Genomic DNA, 593 nt, shown 5'->3' on the forward strand with positions numbered 1-593 from the left:
TGAGGAGGGCCTGTTATCATGGCGAAGGCTAAATTCGAGCGTAACAAACCGCATGTAAACATCGGCACGATAGGTCACGTTGACCACGGCAAGACCACGTTGACCGCCGCTATCACGAAGGTATTGGCCGGTAAGGGTCAGGCCGAATTCAAGGCGTTCGACCAGATCGACAATGCTCCCGAAGAGCGTGAGCGCGGTATTACGATTGCCACTGCGCACGTTGAATACGAGACCGACAAGCGTCACTATGCCCACGTTGACTGCCCGGGCCATGCCGACTACGTCAAGAACATGATCACGGGAGCTGCGCAGATGGATGGCGCCATCCTGGTCGTGTCCGCCGCTGACGGCCCCATGCCCCAGACCCGTGAGCACATCCTGCTTGCACGTCAGGTAGGCGTTCCCTACATCGTCGTCTTCCTGAACAAGGCGGACATGGTGGATGACGCCGAGTTGCTGGAACTGGTTGAGCTTGAGATTCGCGAGCTTCTGTCCAGCTACGACTTCCCGGGTGACGATATTCCCATCATCAAAGGTTCGGCCCTCCAGGCGCTGAACGGCGAGAAGGGCGAACTGGCCGAGCCGGCCATCAT

At 58.3% G+C, this 593-nt stretch carries 1 protein-coding gene; it reads left to right on the plus strand.

Annotated features, from left to right (window positions below; translation table 11 throughout):
- Positions 1 to 18: 18 nt before the first annotated feature.
- A partial coding sequence (locus ET418_RS18035) for a GTP-binding protein (protein ID WP_149310034.1) occupies positions 19 to 593 on the plus strand: 575 nt, incomplete at its 3' end.

The sequence above is a fragment of the Oryzomonas rubra genome, from assembly GCF_008369015.1.
Lineage (GTDB): Bacteria > Desulfobacterota > Desulfuromonadia > Geobacterales > Pseudopelobacteraceae > Oryzomonas > Oryzomonas japonica.